General features: G+C 57.4%; 22 protein-coding genes. 16 read left to right on the top strand and 6 right to left on the bottom strand.

Features of this window, described 5'->3' with window-relative positions:
* Positions 1-101 precede the first annotated feature (101 nt).
* Positions 102-4,253, top strand: coding sequence for a tape measure protein (locus tag HYI44_RS03490; protein WP_225568786.1), 4,152 nt, complete (start codon positions 102-104; stop codon positions 4,251-4,253).
* Between the two features lie 38 nt (positions 4,254-4,291).
* Complete coding sequence (locus HYI44_RS03485; protein ID WP_225568785.1) at positions 4,292-4,759, top strand: hypothetical protein; 468 nt, start codon at positions 4,292-4,294, stop codon at positions 4,757-4,759.
* A gap of 3 nt (positions 4,760-4,762) precedes the next feature.
* On the opposite strand, the gene HYI44_RS03480 is transcribed toward HYI44_RS03485, so the two are convergent.
* Entirely contained in the window at positions 4,763-4,969 is a 207-nt protein-coding gene (locus HYI44_RS03480; protein WP_225568784.1) for a hypothetical protein, read from the bottom strand.
* 143 nt (positions 4,970-5,112) lie between these two features.
* On the opposite strand from HYI44_RS03480, the gene HYI44_RS03475 reads away from it, so the two are divergent.
* The 8 genes from HYI44_RS03475 (at position 5,113) to HYI44_RS03440 (ending at position 13,562) form a co-directional block, all read left to right on the top strand.
* A complete protein-coding gene (locus tag HYI44_RS03475; protein ID WP_225568783.1) occupies positions 5,113-5,598 on the top strand; it encodes a DUF1833 family protein in 486 nt (161 codons plus the stop codon).
* Complete coding sequence (locus tag HYI44_RS03470; protein ID WP_225568782.1) at positions 5,595-5,978, top strand: hypothetical protein; 384 nt, start codon at positions 5,595-5,597, stop codon at positions 5,976-5,978. Before HYI44_RS03475 ends, HYI44_RS03470 begins: the two co-directional genes overlap by 4 nt.
* Entirely contained in the window at positions 5,975-9,046 is a 3,072-nt protein-coding gene (locus HYI44_RS03465; protein WP_225568781.1) for a host specificity factor TipJ family phage tail protein, read from the top strand. The genes HYI44_RS03470 and HYI44_RS03465 overlap by 4 nt, the downstream gene beginning before the upstream one ends.
* Before the next feature lie 9 nt (positions 9,047-9,055).
* Entirely contained in the window at positions 9,056-9,514 is a 459-nt protein-coding gene (locus tag HYI44_RS03460; RefSeq protein ID WP_225568780.1) for a hypothetical protein, read from the top strand.
* 115 nt (positions 9,515-9,629) lie between these two features.
* Complete coding sequence (locus tag HYI44_RS03455; protein ID WP_225568779.1) at positions 9,630-12,218, top strand: serine hydrolase; 2,589 nt, start codon at positions 9,630-9,632, stop codon at positions 12,216-12,218.
* A gap of 62 nt (positions 12,219-12,280) precedes the next feature.
* Positions 12,281-12,706 (top strand): cell wall hydrolase, encoded by a 426-nt coding sequence (locus tag HYI44_RS03450; protein WP_225568778.1) that lies wholly within the window; start codon positions 12,281-12,283, stop codon positions 12,704-12,706.
* A gap of 89 nt (positions 12,707-12,795) precedes the next feature.
* On the top strand, positions 12,796-13,233 hold the full coding sequence (locus tag HYI44_RS03445; protein WP_225568777.1) for a hypothetical protein: 438 nt from the start codon (positions 12,796-12,798) through the stop codon (positions 13,231-13,233).
* A gap of 98 nt (positions 13,234-13,331) precedes the next feature.
* Positions 13,332-13,562, top strand: a complete 231-nt coding sequence (locus HYI44_RS03440) for a hypothetical protein (RefSeq protein WP_225568776.1) — start codon at positions 13,332-13,334, stop codon at positions 13,560-13,562.
* 2 nt (positions 13,563-13,564) lie between these two features.
* On the opposite strand, the gene HYI44_RS03435 is transcribed toward HYI44_RS03440, so the two are convergent.
* The 3 genes from HYI44_RS03435 to HYI44_RS03425 form a co-directional block, all read right to left on the bottom strand.
* A complete protein-coding gene (locus HYI44_RS03435; RefSeq protein WP_225568775.1) occupies positions 13,565-14,086 on the bottom strand; it encodes a hypothetical protein in 522 nt (173 codons plus the stop codon).
* A 1,798-nt stretch (positions 14,087-15,884) separates the two neighbouring features.
* Positions 15,885-16,790 carry an amino acid ABC transporter substrate-binding protein gene (locus HYI44_RS03430; RefSeq protein ID WP_225568774.1) on the bottom strand — a complete coding sequence of 302 codons (906 nt, stop codon included), beginning with the start codon at positions 16,788-16,790 and terminating at the stop codon, positions 15,885-15,887.
* Positions 16,791-16,838: 48 nt separating this feature from the next.
* Positions 16,839-17,759 carry a universal stress protein gene (locus HYI44_RS03425; RefSeq protein ID WP_225568773.1) on the bottom strand — a complete coding sequence of 307 codons (921 nt, stop codon included), beginning with the start codon at positions 17,757-17,759 and terminating at the stop codon, positions 16,839-16,841.
* Positions 17,760-18,026: 267 nt separating this feature from the next.
* Here HYI44_RS03425 and HYI44_RS03420 point away from each other — a divergent pair, with 267 nt between their 5' ends.
* From HYI44_RS03420 to HYI44_RS03405, 4 genes are all read left to right on the top strand, one after another.
* Entirely contained in the window at positions 18,027-19,100 is a 1,074-nt protein-coding gene (locus tag HYI44_RS03420) for an NAD(P)-dependent alcohol dehydrogenase (RefSeq protein WP_225568772.1), read from the top strand.
* A 40-nt stretch (positions 19,101-19,140) separates the two neighbouring features.
* Positions 19,141-19,383 (top strand): hypothetical protein, encoded by a 243-nt coding sequence (locus HYI44_RS03415; RefSeq protein ID WP_225568771.1) that lies wholly within the window; start codon positions 19,141-19,143, stop codon positions 19,381-19,383.
* Positions 19,384-19,427: 44 nt separating this feature from the next.
* Positions 19,428-20,666 (top strand): MgtC/SapB family protein, encoded by a 1,239-nt coding sequence (locus HYI44_RS03410; RefSeq protein WP_225568770.1) that lies wholly within the window; start codon positions 19,428-19,430, stop codon positions 20,664-20,666.
* Positions 20,667-20,770: 104 nt separating this feature from the next.
* Positions 20,771-21,694 carry a universal stress protein gene (locus HYI44_RS03405; RefSeq protein WP_225568769.1) on the top strand — a complete coding sequence of 308 codons (924 nt, stop codon included), beginning with the start codon at positions 20,771-20,773 and terminating at the stop codon, positions 21,692-21,694.
* 53 nt (positions 21,695-21,747) lie between these two features.
* Here the strand turns inward: HYI44_RS03405 and HYI44_RS03400 are convergent, their stop codons facing one another.
* On the bottom strand, positions 21,748-22,311 hold the full coding sequence (locus tag HYI44_RS03400) for a GNAT family N-acetyltransferase (protein ID WP_225568768.1): 564 nt from the start codon (positions 22,309-22,311) through the stop codon (positions 21,748-21,750).
* A gap of 223 nt (positions 22,312-22,534) precedes the next feature.
* On the opposite strand from HYI44_RS03400, the gene HYI44_RS03395 reads away from it, so the two are divergent.
* Both HYI44_RS03395 and HYI44_RS03390 read left to right on the top strand, forming a co-directional pair.
* Positions 22,535-23,440, top strand: coding sequence for a universal stress protein (locus tag HYI44_RS03395; RefSeq protein ID WP_225568827.1), 906 nt, complete (start codon positions 22,535-22,537; stop codon positions 23,438-23,440).
* 52 nt (positions 23,441-23,492) lie between these two features.
* Entirely contained in the window at positions 23,493-24,377 is an 885-nt protein-coding gene (locus HYI44_RS03390) for a universal stress protein (RefSeq protein ID WP_225568767.1), read from the top strand.
* A 99-nt stretch (positions 24,378-24,476) separates the two neighbouring features.
* Here the strand turns inward: HYI44_RS03390 and HYI44_RS03385 are convergent, their stop codons facing one another.
* Complete coding sequence (locus HYI44_RS03385) at positions 24,477-24,902, bottom strand: potassium channel family protein (protein ID WP_225568766.1); 426 nt, start codon at positions 24,900-24,902, stop codon at positions 24,477-24,479.
* Positions 24,903-25,160 lie beyond the last annotated feature (258 nt).

Below are 25,160 nucleotides of genomic sequence, written 5' to 3'. Positions count from 1 at the left end.
ACTATGCAAGGCATGCAATAAAAGTTGATACGCCCCGCACTACGCAGGGCTTCATTTTAAAACCCGCCAAGAGCGGGTTTTTTTACGCCCGGAGAAAAGCCATGACCCAGCAGTCCAGCCGCCTGGATATCATCATCGATTCGCGGCAGGCTCAGCGTAATGGTGAGCAACTGCGGATTACGCTCAACAACCTGGTAGTGGTTGGCGACCAGACGGCGCGCTCGATGGATGGCGCTGGAGCCGCGGCCAAGGCGGCAGGCGCTGCATTCGCCGCCCTTGGCGCTGGTCGAGTGGTGAGCGAGATTATCCGCCTGACCGACGCCTTCAAGTCGATGCAAGGTTCGCTTGGCCTGGTCAGTAGCTCGACCTCAGTCGCCGCCGAAACCTTCGGCAAACTGCTGACTATGGCGAACAAAACTGGCAGCTCGCTTGAGTCGACCGTTTCGCTGTACACCCGGCTGGCGAACGCCACCCGTGGCGCTGGGTACACCACCCAGCAGTTGCTTGGCGTGACCGATGCCATCAACAAGGCATTCGTCATCTCCGGCGCCACCATGCAGGAAGCGTCGAACGCCGCAATTCAGTTGTCCCAGGGGCTAGCGTCCGGCACGCTGCGCGGGGAAGAACTGAACTCCGTGATGGAGCAGGGCCCCCGCATCACTCGGGCACTGGCTGAATACCTCGGTGTCACCAACGGCCAGATTCGCCAGATGGCGGCTGACGGAAAAATCACTGCCGAAGTGGTCACCAATGCACTGCTCAAGTCGCTGTCGTCGCTGAATGGCGAGCTTGAGCGTATGCCTCGCCGGTTCGAGCAGGCATCGACGGCGCTGAAGAACAATTTTCTGGCCGCAGTCGGTCAGATCAACATTGATCCGCTGATAAGTTCGGTAGATGAGTTGGCCAGTTCGCTGGCAAAGCCTGAGGTCATCAGCGGTATCCAATCTATCGCTACAGGCCTTGGCAACGTTGTCGCAGTTGGCGGCGACGGCCTGAAAACCGTAGTAGCGAACACTGACGCTTTGATGGCTATTACGGGCGCCTACGCTACAAAGGTCGGTGTCGGCCTAGTCAGTTCGTTAGCGTTGTCGGCAAAGGCACGGTTGGCCGACACCATTGCAGCCAATCAGCAGATCATTGCATCCCGCCAGGCGGAAGTGGCCGCCGCCGCGGAGACCGTCGCCATTCAGAGCGTGGTGGTGGCTTCGACGGAGGCAAGCTTAGCGCGGGCCATCTACGCCCGTAGCGAAGCGATGGCCACGTCTCAAGCTGAACTATCAAGCATCCGCCAGATGAAGGCTGTATCAGCCCAGCTTGCCGCCGATCGCAACCTTGAGATTCAACGGCAGAAGGCACAGATAAGCAACGCTGGCCTGACAGCTTCACACACCCGACTCGCAGAGATCCGCACCGCCGAGGCGGCCATTACCTCGCAACTCACGGCTGCCGAGGCTCGTCTTGCTGCGGCTCGACAGGCCGAACTGGCGACCGGCGCAGTCGTCGGCCAGCAAACCGTTGCGCTCAATGCCGCCCGAACTGAAGGTGCGGCGATCCTGGGCGCACAAACTGCGGCACAGAACGCACTCAATGCCGCAGAATCGCGGGGCGCAGCAGTTCGCGGCGCGACCATGGCGGCTATTGGTGGGCCGCTGGGCCTGATCACGCTGGGCCTGTCAGCCGCAGCAGCCGCCTACATCTATTTCAGCGGTTCAGCAGACACTGGCACCCAGTCGCTGATTGATCAAAACCTGACGATTGACGAGACGGTCAAGAAGTTCGACAGCCTGACAGCTGCCCAGCAGCGAAATCAGGCTTCCAAGTGGGCGGAGGCGCAACAGGCGGCACTAGACCAAGCATCGGCTGCAGCCAGCAAGTACGGGGTCATCGCCGAGAATGCGATCACCTCCGTGGGAGCGGCCCGCGTATCCGATCTGGCAACTCTGTCGAGCATGATTGCGCAAGTGAAGTCCGGACAGAAAACCCTGGACGAGGTCACTGTTTGGCTGCAATCGACGCAAGGCCTGTCGGGCGGATTCGCATCTTCTCTGGAAGGGATTGCGGCTGGCTACGACACCAACATTCAATCGGCTGACGGCTATGCCGAGCGCCTGCAAACTGTTAACAAGCACACGCAGGACCTGTCGGCCAATAACGGCAAGCTGGCAGCATCGCAAGACGCTACCAGCAAGGCCAATGGCGCAGGCGCTCAGGCGTGGGATAAATACATTGAGCAACTGACCAAGGCTCGCGATCTCGTAGGTGCCAACGCTGCAGCTGAAGCGGCGTACACCGCCGTCAAGATGGGCGCCAACGCCGCGCAGCAAGCGCAGGCTAAGGCCATCGCAGTCCAAACCGATCTGCTCAACAAGTACCAGGACGCGGTCAAGGAGAACAACAAAGCCGAGCAGGAGCGCCTGAAGGTTCTTCTGGTGGCGAGCTACGCCGCAATGCAGGCCGCAGAGGATTCGGCAGCAGCGCAGAAGAAGGCGCTGAACGAAACTGCGAAAGCTGCCGAAGAGAGCGCGACCCGGCAAGTCAACGCAATGCAGCGGATCATCGACAAGTCGATCAATCTGACCGCAGGCCGAAATCTTCTGCTGGTTGATCAGCAGAAGCAGGGGCTCAGCGGATACGGGTTGCTGACCAATGGCGGCACCGCACCAGCCGCACCTGCAGCCCCACGCAAAACGCCTCAGCAAATGGCGGATGAGGCGGCAGCACAGGTCGTCGCCGGAACCACGCCAAACAAGCCCACCAAAACCCCAAAGGGGCCAAGCGAAAAAGGCGTGCTGAGCGCTGCCATGAGCGCCTTCGATGCTCTTTATAAAAAGGCAGACCCGGCAGCGCAGGCTGTTCGAGACCTGACCGAAGCGCAGGAAAAGCTGCAGATCGCGCTTTCAAAAGGGAAGATCACCCAGGAGCAATACGGTGTTGCGCTGGGCCAGGCATCGAGGGATTACGCCGCGGTCATAGCCAAGACAGGCGAGCTCTCCCAGGCTGAGCAATATCGGGCGCAGATCCTCAAGCAGCTGCAAAACCAACAAGACGCGGCCAATGCAGCGGCGGCAGAGGTGGGCATGGGCTCCGAGCGAGCAGGGCGCGAGCAAGAGCGCCTGAAACTGGAGAAGGAGACCAACGACAAGCTGCTCGGACTCCGAACCGAGCTGGCCAACGCCCAGGGCGAAAAGCAGCGCCAAGCCCTGCAAGCGCAGATCGATATCACCAACGAGATGTACCCGCAGCAAGTCGCCATCATGGAGAACGGCTGGGCTCAGGTCGATGCCGCTCAAGCCAACTGGATGAATGGCATCACGGCCGGATGGGACAACTATCAGGCCAAGGTCGCGGACGTGGCCTATCAAACCGAAACGATCATGGCCGGATCGCTCGACACGGTCACAGCAGGATATGGGAGCGCTTTCAGCAAGATGGCGCTGGACGGACAGAGCTTCGGTGAGGTTACTCGCGGCGTCTTCGATAACCTTGCCCGCACAGTTCTCGACGGTCTCGGCCAGATGGGAGCGCAATGGCTTGTACTGCAGGGCATTAGGCTCGCTTTCGGAAATACCGAGAAGGCGCTTCAGGTCGCCAGGATGGCCGGGATCTCAGCAGAGATGACAGCTGAGGTTACGAAGGAAGCCGTTGTTACCGAGGCTAAGGTCGTCGGCACCGCAACCGCCGAGGGCATATCTCTTGCCTCCCTGGCAAAGACAACCATCGCAAACATAGCAGCCGCTGGAGAGACGCTTGCTGCGTGGCTCCCTGCATCGCTGGTCGCGTCTATCGGTACGTTCGGTGCAGCAGCAGTCGTCGGCGGTGGCGCCTTGCTCGCAGCCTTCGCGCTGATCAAGGGCTTCTCCGATGGCGGCTACACCGGTCCCGGCGGCGTCAATCAGCCGGCCGGCATCGTCCACAAGGGCGAGGTGGTCTGGTCGCAGGCAGACATCAATCGATCTGGCGGCGTTGCAGCAGTCGAGGCTATGCGCCGGGGCGATGCAATGCCGGCAGGTATCAGCGCAAGCGGCTCCAAGTCGTCGTCCGGTGCTACCGGCACCAGTGGCGCCCAGGTCCAGCCGGCAGCAGCACCCATGACCGTTCAACTGGTCGAGGACGCCAGCAAGGCCGGGCAAGTCAACCGAACGCAGCTCACCGAAGGCGACGTCATTCGGATCTACGTCGCAAACATCTTCTCGGAAGGTGATGCGCATGAAGCCAACCGGGCCAAGTACGGGCTCAGCTCGCAGGGAACATAGTCCCGAGATCAACAAACTACCGACATCAGGGGAATGGCATGAACGAGAAACAAGTTATCGATGTGGTTGTGAGTAATATTTTTGCCGAAGGCGGGAGGACAGACGAGCTTCAGTCGCCTGGCGCTTTACTTTCCTATGAATGGTCGGACATCACTGCGGTGGGCGGTGCTGAGGTTGACGACATTGGCTTGGTGTTCGGTTTTCCAAGGGGGCTGGCGGCGATTAGTCGGGATGGCCGGCTCCTTCAAGCGAGTGCGGAAGTCGAGGTTCAGGTTCGCTCGGTCGACGGCGAAGGTCTTGATATCGGGGAGTGGAGGCAGCTGCTGACAAAGCACTGGGTCATGGCCAGCCTCGGATCATACGAGGAGCGCATTACTTTCGCACAGACAGGCTTGCATCGAATCAGAGCTCGCAGATCTATCGTCGGCGGGAGCAGCGTGATCTGCGATATCACCGTCAAAAAGACCCGACGCCAGCAAGCAGCTATGCGTCGGGCCGGCGCTTAGCCTTTATTCAGGCTTTTTGTTGGCCGGGCTCTCCTCGTTGAGGTTTTGAATATCCATCAAAATTATCTGCACGGTTGAGCCGAGCTTAAGCAGCGCGTCATGAAGCAGCATCTTGCTGCGATCGTCTGACACTGGGGTGTTTCCGAACTCATTCAGTAGGGTTTTGAATTTCTTCAATTCATCCTTGGCGTGCTCATGTCTTCCAATCATTTCGATCTCCTAATGTCAGTTTTGGATTCCACTCCCGTCGGCTCCTACACCAGAGAGGGGAATCGAGGATAGGCCAGGAGGTATCACATTGCTATCAAGGCTGCGGGCTGTGCTCGCGGGCCCGCTGATCTCCGGAGCAACGCATGAGCAACCCAATCGCGATCTGCTATGCCTCTGCGGGTAGCGACATGATCATCAACTCGATCGAGGCGATGTGCAGCATCTGGCCGGACTCCATCAGGTTCTGTGCTGGATACGACGACTACATCCTTGGCACCGAGGATGGGCGGACACCACTGTTCACTGCCATGGGGTTTGAAGAGGCGCTGCCGTCGCGTGACAACAGCGCATTCCAAAACCTGCTGATCGGCCTCGACAACACCAATGGCCTTGTCCAGCAGAAGCTGGAGGAGGCCAGGCAGGCCGAGGCGCGAGTCACGATCGCCTATCGCCGGTATTTGGAAAGCGACCTGAGCTATCCGCAAGAGCGGATGCACCTGTCGCTGCTCAATCGGCAGTACGAAGGCGACACCGCCACGCTCACCTGCGGGCTGTTTGACCTGCTGGGCACCGAGTACCCGCGCCGCAAACTGACCGCCGCCATCGCGCCGGGGATCATCTTCATATGACCGATCTTGCCAAGTACATGCGCGCGCCCTATGTGGACGGCGCACGCGGGCCGCTGGCCTTCGATTGCTGGGGGCTGTGCGTGGCAATCAGGAATGGGGTGTTCGGGCTGCCGCTGCTTCCAAGCCTAGGCAGCGTTGGGCGCAACCGCCTGCGGGATAACACCGTGGCCTACCGCGAGCTGAAACAAGGCATGGAAGAGTGCCTGCCAGAGCCTGGGGCGATTGCCGCAGTGTTTCGCGGGCAGCTGATGGCCCACGTCGGCGTGGTGGTTGAGGTCGAAGACCGGCTAAAGGTAATCGACACCAACCCGGGCGGCGTGCGGGTTCGCACCGTGCGCGACTTCGAATCCGATTATCCGAGAGTGGTGTATTACAAATGATCGAATTTTTCCCCAACAAGATCGCCGACTCGGCGCCGATCGCGACCTTCAAGACCAATCGCCGCATGTCGTTGGAAGAGTGGCTGATATCGCAGGCGCCAGGGTACGAACGCCGCGAGAGCGCGCCGATCAGCATTGAGCTCAATGGCGAAATCATCGAGCCGCACCTGTGGCACAAGGTGAAGTTCAAGCCTGCTGATCATGTGCAGATCTGGCGCGAGCCGAAAGGCACTGACCCATTCTCGATGGCGATCGCGCTGTTCAAGGGCGTGCAAGCCGTCGGCAAATGGCTCATGCCCAAGATGCCCGGCATGCCATCGACGGCTGGCACCCAGCAAGGCGACCCTCTCCGGGAAGCCAGCGCCCGAGGCAACAAGGTCAAGCTGGGCGAGACCATTCGGCACGTTGTCGGCAAGCAGAAGGTGTTCCCTTCCTACCTGAGTGAGCCGCGCACCTGGTTCGCAGCTCCTCGCGAACAGTGGGTGGAAATGCTGCTCTACATTTCCGAGGGCGATGTGGACGTGCCGATCAACACCATCAAGGTGGGCGACACGCCGCTGATCTCGCTGGGCGCCGACGCACAAGTGACTGTCTACGCGCCAGGTGCAAGCGTGCTTGGCGATACAGCCTCGATGCTTTGGTACAACGTCGGTGAAGTCGGGGCCAGTTCCAGCGGCTCGGCAGGTCTAGAAATGACCGAGTCGAAAAGCATTGCGCCATCGTCCACGGCGTCTGCCTACCAGTTCAACGGCGACTCGATATCGATCCCCGCCGGCGCCGGGACATTTCCGGATGACTGGGAAAGCGGTTTGGTGATTCGCGTCCAGGCACCCTACAACTACACCGTCGTGGATGGCGGGGCAGGGCGGGACATCGTGCAAGGCCCGCTGGAGATGCTCAACCCAACCCCAGGCATGCTGATCGAGGTGGCCGGGGCGAATGCTGGCAACTACGTCGTCAACAGCTACACGCCATACGCGCCGGCGGTGCCACCTACATCGGGTACCGCGTCGACCATCCTCGGATCGAGCATCCCGGCGCGCTACGACTTCAACGTCACGCCGCTGTCGGTCACCGTGACGCTGGGCGGCACGCCGTACGCGGTCAACCTGACCACGGCAACCACGAACCTTGCCGGCCTGGTGTCGGCATTCAACACCGCCAAGGGCTCTGCACCGTTCATTGCCAGTGCTTCATCTGGCCGCCTGCTCATCACGCAGTTCGGCACCTTCGGCGGCGAAACGATGGTGGCCACCGGCGGCGCCGACATCCTCGGCAGCAGCCCGACCAACACCACCGGCACATCGGCCAGCGCTGGGGCAGCTGAAGTCCCGGCGCAAATGACCCTGGACTACGACGGCGGGACGCCGGTTGTCGGCCTGGCCTTGGGCTCTGGCTTGGCAACCATCGGCCCGCGGGGCCTGCGCTACCGGATCACGGCTTTCAGTTCCACGTTGATGGTGGTTGATCGCCTGACTTCGGCAGGGCCGGTTGATGCTGGGTGGCCTGGGTTCAACCTGATGGAGACGGTTAACGGCACCATCACACTTGACCCGTCGAACCTTGAGGGCGGCTATCGAGGGCCTTTCAAATCCAGTCCGGACGGAGAGCTGGTCACTCGCCTTGAATGGACTGTGTTTCACCCGAACGGGCTTTGCGGTATCGGTCGGGAAGGCCAGATCTATGAGGTGCGCTCGTTCCACACCTTTGAATTCCGCGACGGTGATTTGGCTGGCCCCTGGACTGCAATCGAGAAGGAGCACGCAGGGAGCAGCCGTGACGCCCAGGGTTTTACCTACTGGACAGACCTGCCGTACCCGATGAGAAACCCTGAGTCTCGGATCAAGAAGCGCTTCGTCAGCCAGCCCGGTCGAATCGATAGCGAGAAGCAGGACGACATCAACTGGTACAACCTCCGTGCGCTGCGCCAGGTGCGGCCTGCGAGCTATCCGGGCATGACGGTTATGTCGGCCAAGATTCGCGGGGGTGATCGCCTGTCTTCGCAATCTGAGAGCCAGATAAGTGCTGAGCCTACCCGCAAGCTTCCATTGCGTTACGCCGGCACTTGGCTGCCACCAGAGCCCACACGCGAGATCGTTCCGTGGTGCCTGAACATCCTGAAGTCCCTGGGCTACGAGGATTCGGACATCGACCTGGCTGAATGGGACCGCATGCACGGCGTCTTCTACGGCGCAGGCCAGACCTATGACCGAACGATCGACGCCGGGAGCACGGCCAAGGATCAGTTGAACGACGCCCTGGCCTGCGGCTGGGCTGAGCTGACCATCAACAACGGGCTGGTCAGCCTGGTGCGAGATGAGCCGAGAGCAGCGTTCGATCGCGAGTACGGCCCGAAAACTCAGACCTACTCGCCGCAGAACATGACCGAGAAGCCGCTGACCATCAACGGACCTCACTCCTCGGTCAATGATTTCGACGGTGTGGATGTCGAGTTCTACTCGAGCACAACCTGGGCATGGGAAACCGTGCAATGCCGGTGGCCTGGCGATGCAGGGCAGAAGGTCGAAAAGCTCAAGCTCCCAGGAGTCGGCGAGACGAACCAGGCCTACCGCTTTGGCATGCGCCGTCGCGGTCACCAGAAATTCCGGCAGGACGTTTACAGCTGGGAAACGACGATGGCCGGCATGAACTCGGGCTACCTGAGCTTCTGCGCAGTGGCCGGCAACACCCCGTACACATGCCAGAGCGCGCAGATCGAGGATGTCCAGGCGGTCGCCGGCGGATTCGTCATCGCCTCAACCGAGCCGCTCGACTGGTCTGCAGGTGGCGCGCACAAGATCGGCTTCAGCCGGCCAGACGGCACGCTTTCGGGGCCCTATCCAGCCACTCAGGTGGATGAGTACCAGGTGTTCATCGCTGATCTGGATTTCGATCCGGACACCAGCCATGACATCAACCTGCCGCAGATCCTGTTCGGTCCCGACGGCAAGTGGGCCTACCCGGTGCTGGTCACCAAATCTGATCCATCAAACGGAAACGTGGCCATGAAGGGGATGCCCTATGACGCCCGCGTCTACACGTACGACAACGCCACTGCACCCGCATAAGGAATGGCCATGATCGACTACCCGGAAGGCCTGCCGTATCCGCTGCGGGAGAACTACGGGCTTGAGCCTGTCAGCCCCATGACGCGCTCGAAGCTCGGCAACGGCAGGAGCGAAGCCCGGCGGAAGTTCAAGAACGTACCGGTGCTCGTCAATGTGATCTGGGAGCTGAACGCAGAGCAGGCGCAGATATTCGAAGCTTTCTTCGAATACACGCTTGTCTCTGGCGTGAAGAAGTTCGAATGCCCGCTGCTCACTCCCCTAGGGCTTGATAAGTACACCGCTGAGTTCGACGACATCTATAAAGGCGGCTACCTCACCAAGCTCAACCACTGGCGCTACACGGCGCAGCTCTGGCTGCTCAAGCGGCCATTGATCGACAAGGATTGGCTGTATGCGCCTGAATTCGTGCTGTATTCGGACATTTTCGACAGGGCTATGACCCAGAAGTGGCCGAAGCACCCGGGCTAATCAAACTACACCGCGCCTCACGAAATTTCACCGGCAGCTCGCCGGAAACTTAAATCCCAGCGCTCACGACTCCGCGATCACGCGGTGGACATGGCGTGCCTGCGAGAAAATGCCCATGGCTTTCAACACCGGAAACGCACCCGGCTCCAAATCTCCGAAGGACTTGAGCGATAACGCCGAGGACTTCGACCTCCTTATGACCACCGAGGCGGTATCTGTACTAAACCGCCTTGGCGCGCCGCTCAGGTCGTGGAAGGGGATGGTGGCCGAGTTTGTGGCTGATCAGGTATCCCGAGCCAACACCTTTATTGCGACCCAGAACGCGAAGCAGGCAGCATTTGATGCGGCGCAGGTGGCGAGGGAAAACGCGTACGCAACAAGGATTTCTTCCGGGATCTACGCCACTACAGCACTTGGTTTGGCATCGACCGTTTTTGAGCAATATTTCAGCGTGCCTAGCCCCGAGTCTCGAGAGTATTTGATTCTCTACAAGAACAGTGCGGGGACTGCAGTTGTAATTAAACGCTACCCGAGTGCAGGCGCAGTAACGGAGCTATCCGACAACTTGACCAATATTAATGTCATCGGACTTAACGGCGTGCCTGTGACCGGTACGTATTTCAGCCCGAACACTCGAGTTTTTGCAAAGCCGGTAGTAGATACGGGGGCTATAAAAAAGATCCGAGTATTTAGTTCAACAGGCGCACATTCACTCAAAGTGCGACGGTTCACCAGTAACGTTCCTGGAGTTCCTCTGGCGGTGGGTCATGTACTTACCGCTGTAGGGGCGGACGTCGTCGTTTCCTACACAGGCGCAGGCATGCAGGAGCTTATCGTTGACATACCTGTTAACGCAGGTGAATTCATTGGATTCTATGGCGACTCTTTCAGCTACTCCTACGTAACCGCAGAAACGCAAGCAGCGTTCGCTACTGCAGCATCTGCTGGAGACTATACATCGCTGACGGTCAGCTCGATGCCAGGTGGCACAGCGTTGCAAATAGGTTTTGATGTGGTTTCTTATTACGTAAATACGCCGCGCATCAAGACGATGGAGGCGGGCATTGGTCAAGTTCAAGCCGTATCTAGCATTGCCGTCGCGGATATTGACGACCTGCCGCCGAGCGCTGACGGCCGCCCGGGCGTCGTCATGGGAAGCCCAGGAAGGCCAAAGGGAGCCGTGTACTCGGCCGGAGGCATCTGGCACTGGACTCGCGACGATGAACCAGTTCCGGTGCCATGGATGCGCATTCTGGACTTGGCCAAGCGTGATGGCTGGCTTTCCGTGTACGACTTCACCAACGATGCGACGTTGTCACTGGTCGAGTCTGCCGGCGTTCAATACATCAGCGGTGTTACTGATGCGCTGGGGCACTCCCCAGCAGGCCTTCAGGTCACACAGGCCATGCGCCCGGTGCTGGTCAGTGACGGTATTGGCGGGCTAAAGGCCGCGCGCTTTGCCGGCACACAAAAGCTGCTGATTTCGGATAGCGTGATCTACAACCAGGCGTATTCCGTTCTGACTGTGTCGAAATTCTCAGGCCCGCTTAACGTCGTAGGCTCCACGGGGAGGTTTGCCTTCTCCGGGCGAGGGGCTGACCGGCCTGGAATCATCGGCTACGACAACGCAGGATCGCTGACGGCGTGGCACGGCAATGGGGTTGCAGGCAAAACGCTGACCAACGAGGCGTTCGTCTTTGGCGCGATCTTCGATGGGGTCAATACGACAGCCTATCAAGACGGCTGGTACATGGGGACAGGCACCGTCACGAGCACCAACAAGCTTCAGATGGGCTACATCGGGGCCGATTATCAAGGCCAGCGCGGCTGGATCGGAGATATCGCCGCGCTGCTTATCTATAACGGCAATCCGGGCACCGATAAAATCAAACGAATGCAAGATCTACTGGCGGATGTCTTTTCGATACCTGTTCCTGAATTGGAAATTAGCGCGCTGGGTGCGAGCGTGACGCGGCTTTCCGATATGAAGGTGCTGTATGGGAAGAATGTCGATGCGACGGGTCATGTCGCGTCGGTCACCAAGGTGATGACCGCACTGGTTCTGGATCGGGCGGTGTCAGATCTGTCGCAGACGCTCACGGTAGTCGCTGGCGATATTGTCGATAGCACGAGCACCGTGTTTGTGAAAGCGGGGGATGCGGTCAGTTACCTGGACTTGATGCATGCGGCGCTACTGCCGTCTGACAACAACGCCGCGACCGCTATCGCACGCGGGGTTGGGTACTTGATCGATCCTTCGGCCGCCAATGATGCCGCCGCGAAGGCAGCGTTTTACGCACAAATGAACGTCGTTGCCGCGCTGCTGGGCATGACCGCCACAACCTACAACAACTCGTATGAGGGAACCACTTCAAACGCCACCGACCTGACGAAGCTGCTCGCGCACATCAATGCCAATGCTCCGCGCATGCTCACTGTCGGCAGCAAAGGGACTTACGTCATGACGGTGACCGGGACCAATCCGCGCTCCTACACCATCACGAGCACCGTTAACCCTTATGCGTTCCCGGTGTACGTCTTCGGCAAGACCGGTACCGGTGACAGCTACGGCTCCTTGGTATTCATGTGGGATCGGGACGGCGAGCGGTATGCCTCGGTTATGGTCCGCTCTTTCCCGTCGACCTTGCGCTACCGCGAAGCGCGCTGGTTGATGGATGAAGCCCTTAACAATCCTTTGCCCTAACCGGCTTTCACTTAATTCAAGCCCGCCCTGTGCGGGCTTCTTTTGTTCTGGAGAAAAACGTAATGACACCGACCGATAGAGATCGCGACATCCTCGCCCGTACGCTATGGGGCGAAGCCCGCGGCGAAAGTCTGGCCGGTCAGATCGCCGTAGCCTGGACAATCCGCAACCGTGTGTTCGACGGCAAGGCCAAGTCATGGTGGGGTGAGGGCTACGCTGGCGTGTGCCTGAAGCCATGGCAGTTCAGCTGCTGGAACAAGAACGATCCGAACTACGCCTACCTGAGCGGTGCGAAGCCTATCCCGGCCGCACAGTATGCCCAGGCGCTGAAGGCTGCTGATCAGGTTATGGCAGGCACCACACCTGATCCTACTGGCGGCGCGACCCACTACTACGCGACGACCATGCCGAAGCCGCCTACCTGGGCGAAGGGCGCCAAGCAAACACTGCAACTTGGGCATCACATATTTTTTAACAACGTTCCATAGATGCCGGCTAGGTCCCACGGATTGAAATCACCGCGCACGGATAACAGAGTGCTATATTCAGGAGCAGAAAAAATAATTACGGAGCGGTGATGAAATTTATTGATATTGGGGAAGGCGCAAAAATCGGCGAACTGATCATGACTAAAAATATCATGGTCGTTGATGATATTTCTAAAATCGAAACGTTTGTGAGTGTTGGTAAAAACGGCGAAATTACAACTGTAAATGCCGACGGTAATGAGGTCCATACACCTGAGTCGTATGCGAAAAAGCTCAAAAAAGAAAGGGGAGAGTTATTCGTTCAGCTTAGGGAAATGCGAGCCGTTATCGACACGATAGCGGACGACTTCGCTAAACAGAAAATTAAGAACGCACTGCGAGACGCCGAAGCCCAGCCATTAAATCAAGAGGGCGAGTGGCATGTTAAAAAAATTCTAGGGGAAGTATTGAAGATTTCTAAAGATGTCGGTGCGGCTGTACTGTCAGGCGTAATTACTTCTTATATCGGATACGTCCCGAGCTACTAAGTAGTGACTGAATGCTGTCCATATCGAAGGGTAGTAGAAAGTTGCGAGCGAGGAGGGAGCGGCTATGCTACTGACGATCGTAGTCAAGGTGCAGCCGTATGGAAGGTATAGTGCTCAGCCCGAAGATCGAGCGCGAAGCCGACAAGCTCCTCGCTCAAATCGCTAGGGCAGATTCGATGATCATCGCAGTGAAGGCGGGCGCCCGGGCTGAAGGTTTCGTCCTGGGCCTGGAGTCGGCGCGCGCACTGAATGAGGCGACCATCGAAAAGCTCTACGTCATATTCGACGCGGCAACCGAGGAACGGCTCCGCACACTCGTGACATCTTGAGGCTACTGCTTCGGTATTTGAGTGAAAGGCTCTACGCCTGTCAACGCAACGACTTTCGCGTAGAGCTCGCTAATGACCCGGTCCTTCGACATCAGCTCGCTACTGCTTTTCGTCTGGATACCGACTGCCTCCCTCTGAGCTTCTAATGCATCAGTCCGTGCTCGATTGAAATCTGCTCGCAGTTGGTCGCGCTCCTTCGATACCTCCGCATGCATCTGCACCAGGCCGAAGACGTCCTGCCGCGCCTTGCGAAGCTGGGAGGTCAGCTCCTGGACCTCATTCTCGAGCATGAGCAGAAATTGTCGGCATGTCTCAAGCTCGGTTGGAGTTCCAAGCCAGTCGCTGGTGTCTTCAATGTCGTACGGGTCCACGGTAATGCCTTTTCGAATACTGTTTGGATATACAGTAATCGAGGAGGGCGGATTGGGCGAGCGTGATGCGATGAGCAGCAGGGTTCGAGATTGTGTTCGGTCGGCAGGACGCCGAAGAGGGGTGCGTGACTTTTGCGTGACTTTCTCACGCACTTGTAAGCACTTGTGGGCATTCGATTGCAGCGAGCGCCAGTAAAAACGGCTATTTCACAAGGACCTACAGCGGTACTGCGTGCATGGGGTGCTAGGGGTCGAGTGTTCGAATCACTCCGTCCCGACCATATTATTCAATGACTTAGCCCGGTTCGTAAACGATCGGGCTTTTTCATGTCTGTGATTTAGATATTTTGGTAGTGAATTGGTAGTGAATTGAGATTGCCTTTTATGCTGGTGCGCGCCTGTGTGAGTTCACGCCGCTTTTGGCCCTTTTCACGCTGCCTCTAGCACCAATCCTGTCTGACTGCGCATTCTATGCCATCCGCCACTTATCCCACCAAAATCCGGCCACCTGTTCCACGGTCATCCGGACGGGCAGTCGGAGCGCAGCGACGCAGGTTTGCATTGTTAGTCTGAAGTCCCTGTTGCCGTCAATTTCGTTGCACGCCTGCGCATCGATTCGCCCTTCGGTTCGGTTCGATGCGGTAAGTGTTGTGCGCGAGCTCGTTGAGGATTGTATTCTCGGAGTTGGATCGCCTAATCAGCGGATGCTGCTTGCCCGCCAGCATTTGACTGCTCGCCATTTTAGAGCGATGGGCGTTGTGGTGGTCCAGCAATTTGGGTGGTAAGTAGTTCTAGGCGCTGGCCGTCCAGGATTGGCAAGTTGATCTTGGCGTCACCCACCATTGGTTTGGTGGGGCGGGTAACGCCACGGGCCACCAGACCTTCCATCAAGCATGGTGGGCGCGAATAGCGTGCTGCAGTAGTCCTCCTGGCAGGCCTTATAGGCTAATGCGTTCATGGTGTGTCTCCTGCGAGTGGGGCATCATTATCTTGGGAGTTTCGAGGCGCTCGTATCTGTCTAGCATTCTGGGCGATTACATCTCACAGCCGAGTAAAAAGATGGTTGGCCATCTGTCTAACCATGACATTGGCATCCGTTTGCTGATTCATGTGTTCGGAACCGGCGTGATCATCGCTAGTCTGCGGGGTATAGAAATGCGCGGACTTAGTAATGCTGATGCTGTCGTGGTCTCGACGCATCTATGTGGGCTGTGCCCAGGTATTACGATGCGGGTAGTGTGTCTGACTATGGAAGAAGTCAGCGGGCAAGGCGTGCGCTCCCCCGATGGTAATTGCCAATGTCGCTGAATGCTCAGGGGATGTCCATAGGCCATTAGCTACTAAGTTGTGACTAGACTATTAGGGCAACCCAAGTGCAGGCCCCAGTGTTGATGTCGCTATCAACCCCTGGCCGTGACATTTAGGCGAAATTTTCCTTTAGCGTCCTGGTTCACAAATTGAAGTCAGGGACGGACGGTCATTCACTCAAGTGCCTTATGAAACCGCCATGGGCAGCCATGGCTGAGTATTCCCCGCCCCTCTTTTGAGGCTGCGGAATGAAGTGATACTTCGTGTTAGTCAACAGTCAGCGGTCCGTCGCCTGCTGGCTCGTTGCTTCCATCGTTTGTCTGAACTTACAACAGCAGTCCACCGGGCAGTACCACGCGGATGGCGTTGACCTCCCTAGTACCTTGCAGGTAACGATCAAATTCAAGGCCAAAACGCGTAGAGCCGACAGCCAATGTGTGCATTTGGCCGTTTTCAGCCTGTGGTGACAGGCTGAAAACGGCCAATAGCAGCGCATCGCGATGAACCGCAGCTAGCCCAAAACTGTCGCTGGCCAATGGCACAATCAGCCAATTTATGCCTGTCGCGAAGCGCTACAATCGATTCATCTAGCGATATGCGCTGAAATTTTTCTCACCCCATATATAAACAGTGGCTGTCTTCATCAAGGTAGGGCATAGAGCTTGAACAACATCCGGGATGTCTCACTGACACCCCCTAAATGTTTGTTGTATGCGTGCTCAATCTCACCCGAGCGGTACAGCTCGCTGAGCGCAGTATCGACGAGCAAGCGGAAGTTTTCATCGTCTCGATCAACCGTCATCGAGGTCGTTGAATACTCAAAAACTCGATCGAGCAATACAATATTTCCGGTGGAATATTTATCGGCAAGGTCATGCTTGAGCATCGTGCGTTCGGCAAAAAAAACGTCCGCCTTGCCCTCGGCAACACATTTGAGACCCGCGGCAGTGTCTTCTACCGTAATGAGTGTGGCGACCACGCCCGAGGAGCGCATTTGTTGATTAATCCACTGCTCGGTGGCCCCGCCAGCTATCGTGGCATAGGTCATGTTGGCCAATGCACGATTGATATCCGTGCGCCAGATCGGGCCGGTTTTAGCGACTTCAGCATTGAGCACCCTGAGCAGTGAGTTAGGTGCATTTTTGCTGACAGCAGCCGATAGGCCGGCAGTGTATACAGGTATCGAGTAACTGACTGTTTTACGACGCTCCAGTGTCGTCGGTGTAGGTGTGCAGAGAATGTCGATTTTTCCCGTACTGACGGCGCCGACTTCTTCGCCTAATTGAACGGGCTGAAAGCGCACTTGCAATGAGGGCAGGTTCAACTCGGACTTTATTGTGTTGACGATGTTCAAGCACAGATCAATCGCATAACCGCTAGCTTTGTCACCCTGCTGAGTACTGAAAGGGGCAAAGTCGGGCAGATACCCCAGTACCACTGACTGACTGTTTTGTATCCGTTCAAGAGTGTTGGCTCCTGCAACTGCTGGCACCAATGCCATCAGGCACGCAACAATCAAATTGGTAGCTTTGGTCAGTTGAGTGTTCATTTCTAATTCTCCCATCAACTGTTTTTTTGATGGAGCTTTATCCATCGTTCAGATTTTTTCTGGGGAAACCACCCACACGCTGCAGGGCAACTTGTACAGCAGATGTTCCACCGTAGTGCCAACTAACCGCTCCATGCCGCGGTGTCCAACACGTCCCATGACAATCACATCAGTGTCATAGGCCCCGGCGTAGCTGGATAGCACCTTGGCCGGATTGCCCATGATCATATGCTGGCGCTCCGGCGGGATACCGTTACGCTCTGAAAGGTTTCGAAACGCATCCGCCTGCGCATCGAACAATGTCTTGGCTTTTCCTGAGGAGAAAAACGCTGAGCCATTACTGAAGCCGAATTCGTCCGCACTGATGCTGGAAACGTCATGGGCGTAGATCACGTCCAGTTCTGCGTTACAGGTGTCCGCCAGCTTGGAGGCCTCACGTAGAATTCTGTCATTGAAGCCTTTGTATTGGTCATCAGAATGAAAGGGGTCAACGGCGGCAACGATCTTGCGCGGCAAAACATTGTGCAAATGACTGACAAAATGCAGTGGTATTGGACATTCGCGCAGCAGCTGGATATCCAATGGCGTAAACATCACGCGTGAGAGCAGTGACTCGCGTTCCAAGGCTTTGATCAATACGGCCATCGGCTGTTCTTTGAGGTGAATGAGGATTTCCTGCAAGGGCCTCTCTACCCAGACGACTTCAGTGGTTACGTGCACACCAATCTTGCGCAAGGGCCGGGCCTGGTCTTCGAGCCATTGGCGATGGCGCTCGACATAACCCTGCCGCATCTGTTCCAGCGCCTGTTCGTTGACCATTCCGGCAGTCGCCAGCCCTTCAAGATAATCGAACGCCACAATGTGCAGGGCTGCGCCCGATGCTTTGGCCAAGGCGGCGGCGCGGTCAAAGGCGGGGCTGTTTTCCATTAACGGCGAGACGACCAGCATGAAACGTGATTGATCAGACATGACAGATCTCCGGTAGGTTATCGCTTGCCTCAATGGCTGCGTCGTTATTGGGCAGTGAAGCCTTGTACCTAGCCTGCCGCTGTTGAGGGCGCCAGGGTTGATCTTTGTCAAATCGAGGGGAAAGGATGGTATTGCCCGACGTTCGGTAATCAGGGCTTCGTCCCGCGACGAAATTGTTGACCATTGTCAATCTTTCGTCCGGCTCCCCGGCGCAGTCTTTGGGCTCGTGTTGAACTTTGACTCTCGAACGGTAAAGGAGGGATCACCATGGCAACTATGAGAGCGGCTGTTTTCGTTGAAAAGAACCGGATCGTGCTGGAACACAAACCCGTCCCTGAAGTTGGGCCGCTGGATGCATTGATCCGTATCACCACTACCACGATTTGCGGAACTGATGTGCACATCCTGCGCGGTGAATATCCGGTGGCCAAAGGGTTAACCGTGGGCCACGAGCCGGTTGGCGTTATTGAGCGGCTGGGATCGCAGGTGCGCGGGTTTTTCGAAGGGCAGCGGGTCATCGCCGGCGCCATCACCCCCAGCGGACATAGTTACGCTTGCCTGTGCGGCTGCGGTTCCCAGGATGGTCCAGGTACCCGCCACGGCTTTCGCGCCACCGGTGGCTGGAAGTTCGGCAACATCATCGACGGTTGCCAGGCCGAGTACGTGCTGGTACCGGACGCACTTGCCAATTTATGCCCGATTCCCGATGGGCTCAGTGACGAGCAGGTATTGATGTGCCCGGACATCATGTCCACCGGATTTTCCGGGGCTGAGCGGGGTGAAGTAACTATTGGTGATACCGTTGCGGTGTTTGCCCTGGGGCCCATCGGCCTGTGTGCGGTCGCGGGTGCGCGGCTCAAAGGCGCGACGACGATCATTGGTGTGGATGCTGTGGCCGAGCGCATGAGCGTCGCACAAAGTTTGGGTGCAACCCATGTCGTCAATTTCAAGGACGGCAACGTGGTCGAGCAAATCATGGTGCTGACCGATGGCCGTGGTGTCGATGTTTCCATTGAGGCACTGGGTACCCAAGGCACGTTCGAATCCGCCCTGCGCGTACTGCGTCCGGGTGGTCGACTATCGAGCCTCGGCGTTTACTCCAGCGACCTGCGCATTCCCCTGAACGCCTTTGCCGCAGGGTTGGGCGACTACAGCATTGTCACTACCCTGTGCCCGGGTGGGAAGGAGCGCATGCGTCGCTTGATGGCCGTGGTGCAGAGTGGTGGTGTGGACCTGTCGCCGCTGGTAACCCACCGTTTCAAACTCGATGATATTGAAGCGGCCTATGAATTGTTTGCCCATCAACGGGACGGTGTCATGAAGGTCGCGATTACGCCGTGAGGCTGTGCGCGCTGATTCTCGAAGCAATACGGAGGTCTCTATGATCATTGATATCGCGGAGAAACCGGCAAGCCATTGCTGGGTCGTGTGCATGGATGCCTTTAAGGTGAACTTCAGCAGCCTGGGAGAAGCGCAGGCATTTGTGAGCCTGCTCAAGGCACGAATCGCGGCACCCCATGTCTGGCCAAGTGGCGCAGGCCTGGCAAATGACGCAAGACAGATGCTCGGCCATCAAACGGCTTACGCCATTGGCAAGCGCGTTTGCGCCGACCCCGTGGAGTAACGATGTGGGCCTTGCAGGGTGCAGTTCAAGCAGATGACAACTCAATGAACGCAGCCATTGGGCTGACAGGTGCAGCTGCAGCGCTGGGGATAGGCATGCTCATCGGTCTTGAACGCGAACGGCACAAGGGGCAGGGCGAGACCCGCGCTTGTGCTGGTTTACGGACGTTCGCGATTACGGCGTTGCTGGGTTATGTGGCGATGCAGGTCGGTGGTGGTTTGCTGGTGGGCATCGTGGCCATCGCTCTGGGATTTCTCGTCACCGTGGCTTATTGGCGAAGCCAGAGCGACGACCCGGGGGTGACCAGCGAAGTCGCGTTGTTGACGGTGTTGGTGCTGGGTGCGTTATGCGGCACGAGCCGCGAGCTGGCGATTGCTGTCGGCGTGGTGCTGGCGGGACTGCTGACTTATCGAGAGAAGCTTCATCACTTTGCCCGCAGCCAATTGACTGATGCGGAGCTGGGCGACGGCCTCATCCTCTTGACGGCTGCACTGGTCGTGCTGCCTTTGGTGCCTGACCGTTTTATCGGCCCCTATGCTGCGATCAATCTGCGCACTATTTGCAGCCTGACCGTATTGCTTATGGCGGTGGGAGCGGTTGGGCATATCGCCGTTCGAACCTTGGGAACCCGTTGTGGATATGCGATCAGCGCCATCGCCTCCGGGTTCGCTTCCAGCACCGTGACGATCGCCGCCATGGGCCATCTCGTCAGCCGGCAGCCGGACAATATCAAAATCCTGAGCGCGGCCGCGATCCTGTCCAATTTGGCTACCGTTACGCAGGTTGGCCTGATCCTGGGGGCGGTCGACCCCGGTTTGCTGCGCCATATGTGGGGGCCATTGATGTCCGGAGCCGCCGCCACGGCGTTATATGGAATAAGCTTGATGTTTCCCAAACCAGCGGCCGTGACCAACCAACCGATCGAAGTCGGTGGGGCGTTCAACCTCAAGCTGGCGCTGATCGTCACATTGACCATGACCGGCATCACCTTTGTTTCGTCTGTGATGCTCAGCCATTTCGGCCAGGTGGGCGTGATGTTGACGGCCACGTTCAGCGGTTTTGCCGATGCGCACGCCTCCACGGCGTCGATTGCTACGCTGGCCAAGTCCGGTCAGTTGCCCTTCGATGCCATTGTCGGGCCTGTGCTAATTGCAATCAGCAGCAACTCCATCAGCAAATGCGTAGTGGCGTGGGTCAGCGGCGGGCGACACTTCGCCGCGTACGTGATCCCGGGCCAAGTGATGCTGACACTGGCGTTGTGGGCGGGGATGGTTTTGCTCTGACGCAGATCGTGCGTCTAACTGATAAAGATCAAGTGGTCGGAACAAGGAGCAATCAATCTGAGGTTCTTCTCCTTAGTTGAAATGGCCGAGTGCCAAGGTGCCCCATGCCGCAATCTCAGCGTTTACTCTTGATCGCTCCTTCAGCCATGACTCGGACACCGGCATTCGACCGGGCAGCTGCGCTTGCGCTGGCGATGCAATTGCCGTTGCACATCGTGGCGTTCGACTATTCACAGGCCTTGGCAGTGGCCGGGTTGTTCGCCCAGGAACAATTCGCGCTAGCCCGGGACGGCTATCTGCAAACACATCGCCAATGGCTAGCCGATCAGGCCGGATTGATGAGCAATCATGGCGTCGAGGTCAGCAGCGAAGTGGTGTGGGTACAACATCCGTACGGGGAGATCCTGAACTTCATCAATGAGATGCCGCTGACGCTGATCATCAAGGACGCAGAGGAAGAGTCGTCGTTCAAGCGTGTGTTTTTCACGCCGCTGGATTGGCAGCTGCTGCGTGATTGTCCTGTGCCGGTGCATCTGGTGACGACTCCGTTGAATGCCCGGCCGCGCAACGTACTGGCCATCATTGATGTGTTGCGCAATGAGGATCAGGACCATGTGTTCAACGATCAGATTATCGACGCGGCGACGAAACTGGCCGCAGTCTGTGATGCCAGTCTTGAACTGCTGCATGTGTATGACTGGACGGCTATATACGCCCAGGACATGGGCTTTGCCGCGCTGCCACTGGCCTCTGGTATCTATGAAATGTTGGGATCGGCTCAGCATGAAGCATTTGCGGCCATTGCCGAACGCCATGGCGTGCCACCGGAGCGTCGTCATTTCATAGAGGGCGCCCCCGTGCCGAGTATTTGTGAATTTGTCTCCGAGTACCGCACGGATGTCATTGTCATGGGTACGGTGCATCACAAGGGCTTGAGCAAACTACTGGGCACTACGGCCGAACAACTTTTGCATCGGGCGCCGTGCAGTGTACTGGCGATCAAACCGGGAAAAATGCTGCAATCGTGAGGTCTTGATCGCCCCGCGATGAGCCGTTGACCGGAACATTGCGGGGCGGCTTTCTACAGGTAAAGTCGATGGATCACCTGACGGCTGTCGTCTGGATCGTTGTGCGTTTCGAATCCGAGCACTTTGGCCAGGTCGCGCATGGGGGCATTGCCGGACGAGTCCACTGAATACATTTGGCGAAAGCCGTTTTTGCGGGCTGTCTTGATCAAATGCTCCATCAGTAATGTGCCCAACCCCAAGTGCTTCCATTCATCGGCGACTGTGACGGCACATTCACATTCATGCTCGCGGGTAGCGGCGAAACGGCTGACGCCGATTTCGACCAGTTGCCCGTTGTCATGGACCAGGGCGATATAGGCCACACGCTGTCTATTGTCAGTGTCCATCAACTGATTGAGCATCGCAGCGCCGGGTTCATTGATCTGCGTGAGAAAACGCATGTGCCGAGATTCGGGAGACAGTCGTTTGATGAAGGCATATTCACGGTCACGATCCTTTTCCGCCAGCGGTCGAATCAGCACATGGCGACCGTCCCTGAGTGCTTCGATCCAGTATTGGCCGTGGACCGCAGCGTAGGCGGCTGCAGCCCGATCATTGTGGTCTTTGACGGTAAGCATGGGATGTTTCCTCCAGTGCGGTTTGAAAGATTGGCTCGCGGCAGAGAGCCACGCTTGAATCCTTTGTACACCGCGGTCGATGCTTGAATCTGATCTGGATCAGACACCGGTGTTGGTGGCATTGATTTGCTTGTGCTTGATGTAAATCAAACCGCACGAAGGGATGACGCGCAGTCTTCAACCATGCTGGCAATGTATGACCGGTGTCGAGCGGAGGTGTGTGATGGGGCAATATCAACGTTTTCTGCTGATCGCTGACCCAACTCTGCATCAGTCTCCTGCCCAGTTGCGCGCCGTCGCATTGGCCAAGGCGGCCGGGGCGGTGCTGGATGTGCGGGCCTTTGTTGACCCGGCGCCGGTGGTGCATTTATGGCAAGAAAAAGTCGACGACGCAGAGCATCAGCGCTACTTGCGGCGCTACCGCCGCTGGGAGGTCGAAGAGTTGGATCGGCTCAGCGCGCTAGGGCTTGAGGTAACGGTCAAAGCCGTCTTTACCACTCATCCGCTGCAGGACATTCTGAGGACAGTCGAAGATCTCAAACCCGAGCTGTTGATCAAAGATGTCACCCTTGAACCCTTGCTAAAGCGGGTGTTCATTACCCCACTTGATTGCCACTTGTTGCGTGAGTGCCCGATCCCCGTGCATCTGGTCAACCAAGTCCGCTACAGCCTCCCTCACAGGGTTGTCGTGGCAGTCGACCCGTTCGCCCCTTCGACACATATCAGCGGATTGAACGACACTATCATCCAGACGGCGAACGCCTTGGCCCTGCAATGCGATGCGCCGTTACACCTGCTGTATGCCTACGATTTATCGCCCGCTTTCAATAGCGACGCACCACTGGCCGGTGGCGGTTGGGACGTGGACTTGATCGAGGAACTGCGCCAATCCTTGCACCAGGCGTTTATTGCATTGGCGGATCGCTATGGCGTGCCACCCGAGCGTCGGCATTTCGTCATGGGGTTGCCGGTGCCGGTGATCAGTGAGTTTGTCGAGCAATACCTGGCCGACGTCGTGGTGATGGGCACCGTGCATCGCACGGGTGTCGACCGGCTAATCGGCAGCAACACGGAGCGAGCGCTGTACTCTGTGCCTGGCAGCATTCTGGCGGTCAGGGCCAATCGCTGACGCCTGACCATTAGCGGTTTGCGTCGTATTTCCCGTCATTTGGAGATTGATCATGGGCCAGTATCAACGTCTGTTACTGATCATCAATCCGGCGCTGCGTCATTCCCCAGCCGTGAATCATGCAGCATCACTTGCCAAGGCCAGCGGCGCGAGTTTGCATATCGCCGCGCTGATTCCCTCGATTAAATGGTTATCGCTGCTTGAAGAGGGGGACCGAACGTTGGCCCGCGAGCAATACCTGCAGGACCATCGCGGCTGGCTTGAGGCTCAGGCGCAGAACCTGCGTGGCCGGGGGATTGAGGTGACCTCGGAGGTGACGTGGGCTGAGGACATGAAGCAAGACGTCATCGATCTCGTCACGGACATGCAACCGGACTTGTTGATCAAGGAAATTGACCATGCGTCGGTGCTCAAGCGGGCCTTCTTTACGCCTTTGGACTGGCATTTGTTACGTCACTGTTCGGTGCCGGTTTATCTTGTGGGCGGCAGTGGCATGGCCTTGCCGCATAAGGTTGTAGCGGCAGTCGAAGTATCGGACCTCGAGTCAGCTGACGACGAACTTAATGACCGAATCATCAAGAAGGCTTGCAGTCTTGCCATGCAGTGCAATGCCGAGCTGCATTTGCTTTTTGCATGCGAGATCTCGGCTGTTTTTCTGGCGGACATGGACGGCCTCACGCTCGCTGACCTGACTAAAGCGCTTCGCGGGGATCTGGAAAAGTCTTTCCTTCGGTTGGCAGGACGGTTCGGTGTGCCCCCGGATCGTCGACATTTCATAGACGGACACCCGGTCAAGGTGTTGAGTGAGTTTGCTGAGGAACACAACGTGGATGTGATCGTGATGGGCAGGGTCCAGTACCATGGTTTGGACAAACTCCTGGGCAGCACGACCGAGCATATTTTGTATCAGGCGCCATGCTGCGTTTTGGCGGTTTAGCTCGAATGTGTACAGCGTTATGGCACAACTCAGCTCGACAGCTTGTCGATGCACTCGGAGGGCAGACGACCGTTGAGGCTGATTCGACCGGGATAACGACTATTTGCGTTGCCAGTATTTCTGCATTTCCAGAAACAGAAAGGAGGCGGTCCAAGTGATAAGCACCAACCCAGTCAGGGCTTGCAGCCCGGTCAAATACTTGATGTCGCCCACCGGTGAAATATCGCCAAAGCCGATCGTCGTGTAGGTCGTGAAGGAAAAGTAAACGCAGTCCATCAGTGAACCGTCGAAGTTGCCTGTCAAGCTACCCCATTTGCCGGTGTGCACCATGAGGTAGTAGACCAATGCGAAGCACCAAACCTCTGTTGCGTGGGCCAGCAGAGCGCCGAATACGCCAACGACAATTCTGAAGCGGCTCCACAACTTGAGCCGGGGCAGCCAATCGTTAAGCCGTAGCAGGCATTCGTAGTGGATCACGACCGCGATGATAACCACCAGCATATTGATCAGCGTGACTGCCAACATGGCAAAGCTCCAGCGAGAAGGCGCGGGTAGTCGGGGCACGCTGCATGGCGTATGAGCAGCGAAATGGCATCGATTCCTCCATTTCTTTTCAAGTAGCAGCTGCGCACGGGCCCCGTGGTCAATCCAGTTCTACACCTGAACGCCGGAAAAAAGTTGAGCTGAATCAACCCTGGATTGACTAACCGAGAGCGAGTCGTTCCATTGCCGACAGCGGCTGATTAGTTGATAAAAGTCAGGTTTCCCCTCGGCATGACATCC

The sequence above is a fragment of the Pseudomonas sp. Y24-6 genome (assembly GCF_020295325.1).
GTDB lineage: Bacteria > Pseudomonadota > Gammaproteobacteria > Pseudomonadales > Pseudomonadaceae > Aquipseudomonas > Aquipseudomonas gregormendelii.
Note: the sequence above shows the minus strand (reverse complement) of the source record. Positions and strands in the feature narration are given on the sequence as shown.

Coding starts and splice junctions, on each gene's coding strand:
- HYI44_RS03490 (WP_225568786.1), top strand. CDS start 102: ATGACCCAGCAGTCCAGCCGCCTGGATATCATCATCGATTCGCGGCAG.
- HYI44_RS03485 (WP_225568785.1), top strand. CDS start 4,292: ATGAACGAGAAACAAGTTATCGATGTGGTTGTGAGTAATATTTTTGCC.
- HYI44_RS03475 (WP_225568783.1), top strand. CDS start 5,113: ATGAGCAACCCAATCGCGATCTGCTATGCCTCTGCGGGTAGCGACATG.
- HYI44_RS03405 (WP_225568769.1), top strand. CDS start 20,771: ATGCCGCAATCTCAGCGTTTACTCTTGATCGCTCCTTCAGCCATGACT.
- HYI44_RS03430 (WP_225568774.1), bottom strand. CDS start 16,790: ATGAACACTCAACTGACCAAAGCTACCAATTTGATTGTTGCGTGCCTG.
- HYI44_RS03400 (WP_225568768.1), bottom strand. CDS start 22,311: ATGCTTACCGTCAAAGACCACAATGATCGGGCTGCAGCCGCCTACGCT.
- HYI44_RS03385 (WP_225568766.1), bottom strand. CDS start 24,902: ATGTTGGCAGTCACGCTGATCAATATGCTGGTGGTTATCATCGCGGTC.
- HYI44_RS03470 (WP_225568782.1), top strand. CDS start 5,595: ATGACCGATCTTGCCAAGTACATGCGCGCGCCCTATGTGGACGGCGCA.
- HYI44_RS03390 (WP_225568767.1), top strand. CDS start 23,493: ATGGGCCAGTATCAACGTCTGTTACTGATCATCAATCCGGCGCTGCGT.
- HYI44_RS03420 (WP_225568772.1), top strand. CDS start 18,027: ATGGCAACTATGAGAGCGGCTGTTTTCGTTGAAAAGAACCGGATCGTG.
- HYI44_RS03395 (WP_225568827.1), top strand. CDS start 22,535: ATGGGGCAATATCAACGTTTTCTGCTGATCGCTGACCCAACTCTGCAT.
- HYI44_RS03455 (WP_225568779.1), top strand. CDS start 9,630: ATGGCTTTCAACACCGGAAACGCACCCGGCTCCAAATCTCCGAAGGAC.
- HYI44_RS03425 (WP_225568773.1), bottom strand. CDS start 17,759: ATGTCTGATCAATCACGTTTCATGCTGGTCGTCTCGCCGTTAATGGAA.
- HYI44_RS03440 (WP_225568776.1), top strand. CDS start 13,332: ATGGAAGGTATAGTGCTCAGCCCGAAGATCGAGCGCGAAGCCGACAAG.
- HYI44_RS03460 (WP_225568780.1), top strand. CDS start 9,056: ATGATCGACTACCCGGAAGGCCTGCCGTATCCGCTGCGGGAGAACTAC.
- HYI44_RS03415 (WP_225568771.1), top strand. CDS start 19,141: ATGATCATTGATATCGCGGAGAAACCGGCAAGCCATTGCTGGGTCGTG.
- HYI44_RS03410 (WP_225568770.1), top strand. CDS start 19,428: ATGAACGCAGCCATTGGGCTGACAGGTGCAGCTGCAGCGCTGGGGATA.
- HYI44_RS03465 (WP_225568781.1), top strand. CDS start 5,975: ATGATCGAATTTTTCCCCAACAAGATCGCCGACTCGGCGCCGATCGCG.
- HYI44_RS03480 (WP_225568784.1), bottom strand. CDS start 4,969: ATGATTGGAAGACATGAGCACGCCAAGGATGAATTGAAGAAATTCAAA.
- HYI44_RS03445 (WP_225568777.1), top strand. CDS start 12,796: ATGAAATTTATTGATATTGGGGAAGGCGCAAAAATCGGCGAACTGATC.
- HYI44_RS03450 (WP_225568778.1), top strand. CDS start 12,281: ATGACACCGACCGATAGAGATCGCGACATCCTCGCCCGTACGCTATGG.